This window comes from Ruegeria arenilitoris, assembly GCF_013031355.1.
Classification (GTDB): domain Bacteria; phylum Pseudomonadota; class Alphaproteobacteria; order Rhodobacterales; family Rhodobacteraceae; genus Ruegeria; species Ruegeria arenilitoris_C.
The window spans coordinates 131,466-138,231 of the sequence record NZ_WPZO01000012.1; the positions used below are offsets into that span (position 1 = coordinate 131,466).

Genomic DNA, 6,766 nt, shown 5'->3' on the forward strand with positions numbered 1-6,766 from the left:
TTTGGTATTGAACAAGAACAGGACGGTCGCGCCACCGGGTTTGTGACATGAATCGCAAAAAAAAGAGCCTCAGGATCAAGGCTCTTTCGTTCAGCGTTTGCCGTAATACAGCCCTACCACATGTTCCGCCTGCGCAAAGAACAGCCAGCGTGACACCACGACGCCTGTCAGATGCGACAGCACGGCCAGCAGCGCAAAGATATGTTTGATCGCAACCCCTGAAACAGGGATCAGGATCAGCAGCAAGGGCAGCACAAAGGCCAGACCAAAGGAAATCACCCGCAGTTTCTGCGCATGTTTACGGCCCACCACGTGGACGAACTCACGCAGCAGATAGTTTGTACCCGTGTGTGGAGGCTCAAAGGCGCGGACGGCACCACGGCCTCCCAGCCCTGTGGCAGTGCCGAGTGTGGTACCAGACCGGGCAAACGCACCGTCGCCCTTGGCCCAATAGGCCAACTGCACAGCACCTGCGATGGCCAGCAGCCACGGGGCCAAGGCCTCGGCGCCAGCCAACAGCGCGCCTCCTGCCAGACTAAAAGACAGGAACATTGCTGGCGTCAGGTTCATATTCCAGCGCGGGATGGTCTTGAGCTGCGTGTAGATCATCGAAGTTGTAAACACGGTGGCGAGGCTGAGCAGCGCTCCGATCCAACCTATAACCGTCCAGTGGCTGCCCGCAAACACGGCCCCAAGGGCATAAAGCCCCATGACAAGAAGGGCAGCAACCGCGCAGATCCCCTCACGGCTGAGCCAGCTGGACCTCCATTGACTGAACGCTTTCCAGGCGCGCTCGGGATGCCCCAGGTGGAAGGTTGAGGCCAGTAGACCGCCCACCGCCAGAGCGTAGGCGATGAGGTAAAACACAAAGGCGACGAAACCGGTCACCTCGGGTTGGCCGAGGCCAAGGAAAAACAGCAACCCGAAGCCCAGTCCGGAACAGGTGGTGAAGATGATGACAGAAGGGGCTGGGTGCATCAGAGCTTCTCCAGAGTTTTGTCGAGCCAGCCGAGGAAGCCTTTCGGCTCTTCGGCGACCGGGGCCAGCAGGGGCGCAAGAATGTCGATCTGGTCCTCAATCTGATCCTTGGGCCGTGGCGGCAGGTATTTGTTGACGGGCTTGGTGCCCATTTCCGGCATCAGGTCCATCCCCTCGCGTTCCGCGACCAGTTTGCTGACATCGCTGTTGGGGTCGCCCAGATCGCCGAAATGCCGGGCACCGGCGGGGCAGGTGCGGACGCATGAGGGGATACGGTCCACCTCGGGCAGGTTGTCGTTATAGATACGATCTACGCAGAGGGTGCATTTTTTCATCACACCCTCGGCGACATCCAGTTCCCGCGCGCCATAGGGGCAGGACCAGGCGCAAAGACCGCAGCCGATACAGTCGCTTTCATTGACCAGCACGATGCCATCCTCGACCCGCTTGTAGCTGGCCCCGGTCGGGCAGACGGTGACGCAGGGGGCGTCTTCGCAGTGCAGGCAGGACTTGGGGAAGTGGATCAGTTGGGCGTGACCTTCGGCCGGTGTGACCTCGTAGGAATGCACACGGTTCAGGAAAGTGCCCGACGGGTTGGCGCCATAGGCATCCTGATCCGACAGGGGCGCGCCGTAGTTTTCGGTATTCCAGCCTTTGCATGAAATCACGCAGGCATGGCAGCCGACACAGGTATCGAGGTCGATGACCAGACCCATTTTGCGCTCGGTGGATTGGGGGAGTTGAGTCATTTGCCTACCTTCCACGCAAGATCTTTCGGGCCGGTCCCAACGGGTGACTTGATCGGGTCAAACTCGGGCTGGCTTTCTGCATCACTCGGGGCTGCAGCCTTCTCGATTTTCACTTTCAGGTCGAACCATGCGGCCTGCCCGGTAATCGGGTCAGAATTGGCCCAGCGTTGCCCATCCCCTTTTGGCGGCAGCAGTTCGTGGATCAAGTGGTTCAGCAGGAAGCCCTTGGTCGCCTCTGGCGCATCCTCTTGCAGCGCCCAGGCACCTTTGCGTTTGCCGATGGCGTTCCAAGTCCAGACGGTGTTTTCGTTCAGGGCAGCCATCTCCATCACCGGCACGGTGATTTCCCCGTGCGGAGAGCTGACTTTGGCCCAATCGCCGTCCTGAAGCCCGTGTTCGCGCATCAGTTTGGTCGGGACATAAAGCGGGTTGCGCCCGTGCAACTGGCGCAGCCACGCGTTCTGGGTGCCCCAGCTGTGATACATCGCCATCGGGCGTTGGGTCAGGGCGTTGACGGTAAAGCCTTCGTTGCCCTGCTGGTCGGTTTCGTACCAGATCGGCAGCGGGTCCATCGTGTCCTTGATGCGCTGGCGCAGGTGCTCGGGGGGCTGGCGATCTCCGTGACCTTCGGCGGCAAGCTGGAACCGTCGCATCGGCTCGGAATAAAGCTGGAACAGATAGGGTTGCGGGCTGTCATAAATCCCCATCCCAACTGCCCAGTCCTGATAGGCCATGTTCCACGGTTTGTAGTAATCCGCGCCTTCGGGGATATGCGCGACGTAGAAGCCGCCGTTTTCGATGTAGCGGTTCAACTGGTCCGGATTGACCTCTCCGCGCCCTTCCTTGTCGCCATTTTCGCCCCGGAACCCGGCCAGCGGGCCAATGCCCGGTTTGCGTTCGTGGTTGACGATGTAGTCGGCGTAGTCCTTCCACTTCGGCGTTCCGTCTTCGTTGGTGAAGCCCGGCAGGCTCATGCGGTTGGCCAGTTCGATCAGCACCGACTGGAACCCGCGCACATCCCGGTCAGGTTCAACCACCGGCCAGCGGATGGCGTCTGCGGCCGCGTCAGCCTCGCAAATCGGGCGGTCCAGCAGAGAGATGCAGTCGTGCCGTTCCAGATAGGTGGTGTCGGGCAGGATCAGGTCGGCATAGGCCACCATTTCCGAGGAATAGGCATCGGAATAGATGATCTTTGGGATGGTATATTTGCCATCCTCATTGCGGGCCGTCAGCATCTCCATCACGCCCTTGGTGTTCATGGACGAGTTCCATGACATGTTCGCCATATACATGAACAGCGTGTCGATCTTGTAAGGATCACCGGCAGCGGCGTTCGAGATCACCATGTGCATCAGCCCGTGGGCCGACATCGGGTTTTCCCATGTGAACGCCTTGTCGATGCGCTGTGGCGTACCGCAATCGTCGATCAGCAGGTCTTCGGGGCCACGGACAAATCCCAAATGCGGACCTTCCAGCGGGCGTCCGGGCCGACGGTCACCGTGAGGGCTGGGGTGGGCTTCGATAGGTTTGGGGTAGGGTGGCTTGAAGCGGAAGCCGCCGGGGACCTCGACGGTGCCCAGCAGGATTTGCAGGACGTGCAGCGCGCGGCAGGTCTGGAAGCCGTTGGCATGGGCCGAAATGCCGCGCATGGCGTGGAAGCTGACGGGGCGGCCGATCATCTTGGAGTGAGTCTCTCCCCGGAAGTCGGTCCACTCTTGGTCCAACTCGATGGCCTCGTCAAAGGCGACGCGGGCGATCTCAGCGGCGATGGCGCGAATGCGCTTGGCTGGGATGCCGCAGCGGTCGGCGACAGCCTCGGGGGCGTGGTCGTCGGAGAGGTATTTCTCAGCCATCAGATGGAAGACCGGGCGGTGCGTAACGCCGTCTTTTTCAAAAGTGGCCGACAGGTCCGGACGGACGCCGGGTTTGTCGAAGGCGGTGGGCTTGCCCGTGACGCGGTCGATCACCAGCGGCTTGCCGTCGGCGTCGCGCAGGAACAGGCCCTTCTCAGGCCCTTCTGCGGCATTTACCAGAACTGGGGCATTTGTGTAGCGGCTGAGGTAGTCCAGGTCGATCTTGCCCGCCTTCATCAGCACATGAATCAGCGACAGGATGAACAAACCGTCGGTGCCCGGCGTAATCCCGACCCAATCGTCAGCCACGGCGTTATAGCCCGACCGGATCGGGTTCACCCCGATCACCCGTGCGCCGCGCGCCTTGATCTTGCCGATGCCCATTTTGATCGGGTTGCTGTCATGGTCTTCGGCCACGCCGAACAGCATGAACAGCTTGGTATGGTCCCAATCGGGTTGGCCGAATTCCCAGAAGGCGCCGCCCATCGTGTAGATGCCGCCTGCCGCCATGTTGACCGAGCAGAAACCTCCATGCGCCGCGTAATTGGGCGTGCCGAAATTCTGTGCCCAGAAGCTGGTGAAGCTCTGGCTCTGATCACGACCGGTGAAGAAGGCCAGTTTCTGCGGCGCGGTTTCGTGCAGTTCGTTCAGCCAGCCGACGGCCGTGCTGATCGCCTCGTCCCATTCGATTTCACGAAACTCACCCGAGCCGCGCGGACCTACCCGCCGCAAGGGCTTGCGCAGACGGGATGGCGCGTTGACCTGCATGATCCCCGCCGACCCTTTGGCGCACAGAACGCCCTTGTTGACCGGGTGATCTCGGTTGCCCTCGATATAGGCAACTTTGCCGTCCTTCATGTGTACATTGATGCCACAGCGACAGGCGCACATGTAACAGGTGGTGCGCCGGACCTCGTCCGAGACTTTGGGGCTGGTGTCGATCTTCGGTTGCTGGATGGTCATCTGGCGTCCTTCTGTCGGGGCGGCGGATCAGGTCAGGAATGTTATTCCGGCGAGGATAACTCCTGCAATGAAAAGAGTTTCTACGACGATCAGGGCGATTGCAGCGCCGCCGACCGACAGGATCTGTTTCAGGTTTGTCTTCATGCCGACTGCTGCGATGGCGATCAGAAGCAACCAGCGAGAAACCTGGCTGAGCAGGTCCGAGATGAAGGGCGGGATCAGGCCGAATGAGCTGGCCGCGGCCAGAACCAGAAAGCCCACGACAAAGCTGGGCAGGATCGGGGGGCGCTTTCCCGCCTCGTCCATATCAGTGACGCCACGGATTATCAGCGAGGCGACCAGAACCACCGGCGCCAGCATCGCAACGCGGAACAGTTTCACCAATGTCGCGGTGTCGCCGGTCTGTTCCGAAATCGAGAATCCAGCACCAACCACCTGCGCTACGTCATGGATTGTGCCACCAAGGAACACGCCGCCTGCTACGTCGCTCATGCCCAGCATGCGCACCAGAATAGGGTAGGCAATCATCGCGATGGTCGACAAGACGGTGACGCCCAGAACGGTAAAGATCAGCCGTTCCTCGGAGCGATCATCCTTGGGCAGGATGGCGCTGATGGCCATAGCCGCCGAGGCGCCGCAGATCGCAACCGATCCCGCGGTCAGAAAGGCAAAGCGCCATTTGTGGCCGAAGAACCGTGCGATCAGCAGGCCAAAGGCAATCGTGGCCAGCACGCCGCCAACGACCAGCGCGATCAGGTCCCAGCCCAACCCCATCATCAGTGTCATCGAAACACGCACGCCCAAAAGCGCCACACCCAGTCGCAGCAGCGATTTCGCGGCAAAGCCGATGCCGGGGACGGTTTTGCCCTCTTCCCCCAAGAAGCTGAGCGCGATGCCCAGTAACAGCGCCATCAACATCGCCGGTGTCGCATAATGCTCGGACAGGAACTTGGCAGTCACGGCAACGGTAGTCGCGACCAGCACGCCGGGAAACAGGGTGCGGATCGTGTGCGCGGCGTTTGCGCCGATAAGAGACGTAATTTCGGTCTTTGCCAGCATCTACCCGATATGCCTTCTGGAAAAAATTGCGGTACCGGCGGGTTCGCCGCCCTGGGTTCTCGGAGGCCGGGTCAACGCGCCTCCCGCTTGGACTTGATGTGTTGAGCCTGCACGGCCGTCACGGCGATCATGTGCAGAATGTCTTCGGACGAACAGCCACGCGACAGGTCGTTGGCCGGTTTGGCCAATCCCTGCAGCACCGGGCCGATCGCCTCGACCCCGCCGATGCGCTGGGCGATCTTGTAGCCCAGATTGCCCGCATTCAGACTGGGAAAGACAAAGACATTCGCCTCACCCTTCAGCGGCGAGTCCGTGGCCTTCTTGGCCGCAACCTCAGGCACGAAGGCTGCATCGAACTGCAGCTCTCCGTCGATCAGCAAGGTCGGGTCCTTTTCGCGCGCAATACGCGTGGCCTCGACGACCTTGGAAACTTTGGCATGTGCGGCGCTGCCGGATGTGGAAAAGGACAGCATCGCCACTCGCGCGGTTTCGCCAGTCAGGGTTTCATAGGACGCGGCCGAGGCGCGGGCGATCTCGGCCATTTCCTGTGCGTCCGGATCAACGACCAGACCGCAATCGGCAAAGATGTGTGCGCCTTTGACCTCGTGATGGTCCTTGCAAAACAGCATCAGGAAAAAGCTTGAGACCATCGCCGCATCCGGGGCCGTACCGATGATCTGCAGCGCGGCGCGCACGGTGTCGGACGTGGTTTCGACCGCGCCGCCGACAGTGCCGTCTGCGATGCCCTGCTGTACCAGCAAGGCGGCATAGGTCAGACGGTCCTTGATCTGCTGCTGCGCCTCATCAAGGGTCATTCCCCGGTGCTTGCGCCGTTCGTACAGCGCCTGCGTCAGTTCCGGTGTCAGTGCAGAATCAACAGGATCGTGGATTTCGATCCGCTCGGGATCGTAGCCCTCATGGGTTTGCAACAAGGCCGAAACCTCGGCCTTGTTGCCAATCAGGATGATCCGCGCGACGTTCTCTTTCACGGCCATGACCGCGCCTTCGACCACACGGGGATCATCGCCCTCGGCCAGGGCGATGATCTTGTCGGAGGCACTGGCCGTCCCGAGAATGGCGCGCAGAGGCTTCACGCGGATTAAACCCCAGCCTGTTGGTTCATGTCGTCGGCGCTGATGCCTGCCACTTCGACCGGCTTCTTCA

General features: G+C 60.9%; 5 protein-coding genes. All 5 read right to left on the reverse strand.

Annotated elements, in window-relative coordinates; genetic code table 11:
- Window positions 1-90: 90 nt before the first annotated feature.
- A complete protein-coding gene (locus GOX63_RS20705) occupies window positions 91-978 on the reverse strand; it encodes a dimethyl sulfoxide reductase anchor subunit family protein (RefSeq protein WP_170547037.1) in 888 nt (295 codons plus the stop codon).
- Complete coding sequence (locus GOX63_RS20710) at window positions 978-1,727, reverse strand: 4Fe-4S dicluster domain-containing protein (protein ID WP_170328144.1); 750 nt, start codon at window positions 1,725-1,727, stop codon at window positions 978-980. The genes GOX63_RS20705 and GOX63_RS20710 overlap by 1 nt, the downstream gene beginning before the upstream one ends.
- On the reverse strand, window positions 1,724-4,543 hold the full coding sequence (locus GOX63_RS20715; RefSeq protein WP_170547040.1) for a molybdopterin oxidoreductase family protein: 2,820 nt from the start codon (window positions 4,541-4,543) through the stop codon (window positions 1,724-1,726). The genes GOX63_RS20710 and GOX63_RS20715 overlap by 4 nt, the downstream gene beginning before the upstream one ends.
- Before the next feature lie 27 nt (window positions 4,544-4,570).
- Complete coding sequence (locus tag GOX63_RS20720; RefSeq protein ID WP_170547043.1) at window positions 4,571-5,602, reverse strand: YeiH family protein; 1,032 nt, start codon at window positions 5,600-5,602, stop codon at window positions 4,571-4,573.
- Between the two features lie 71 nt (window positions 5,603-5,673).
- Window positions 5,674-6,766, reverse strand: a 1,093-nt coding sequence (gene pta, locus GOX63_RS20725) for a phosphate acetyltransferase (RefSeq protein WP_367647224.1), incomplete at its 5' end; no start/stop codon positions are given.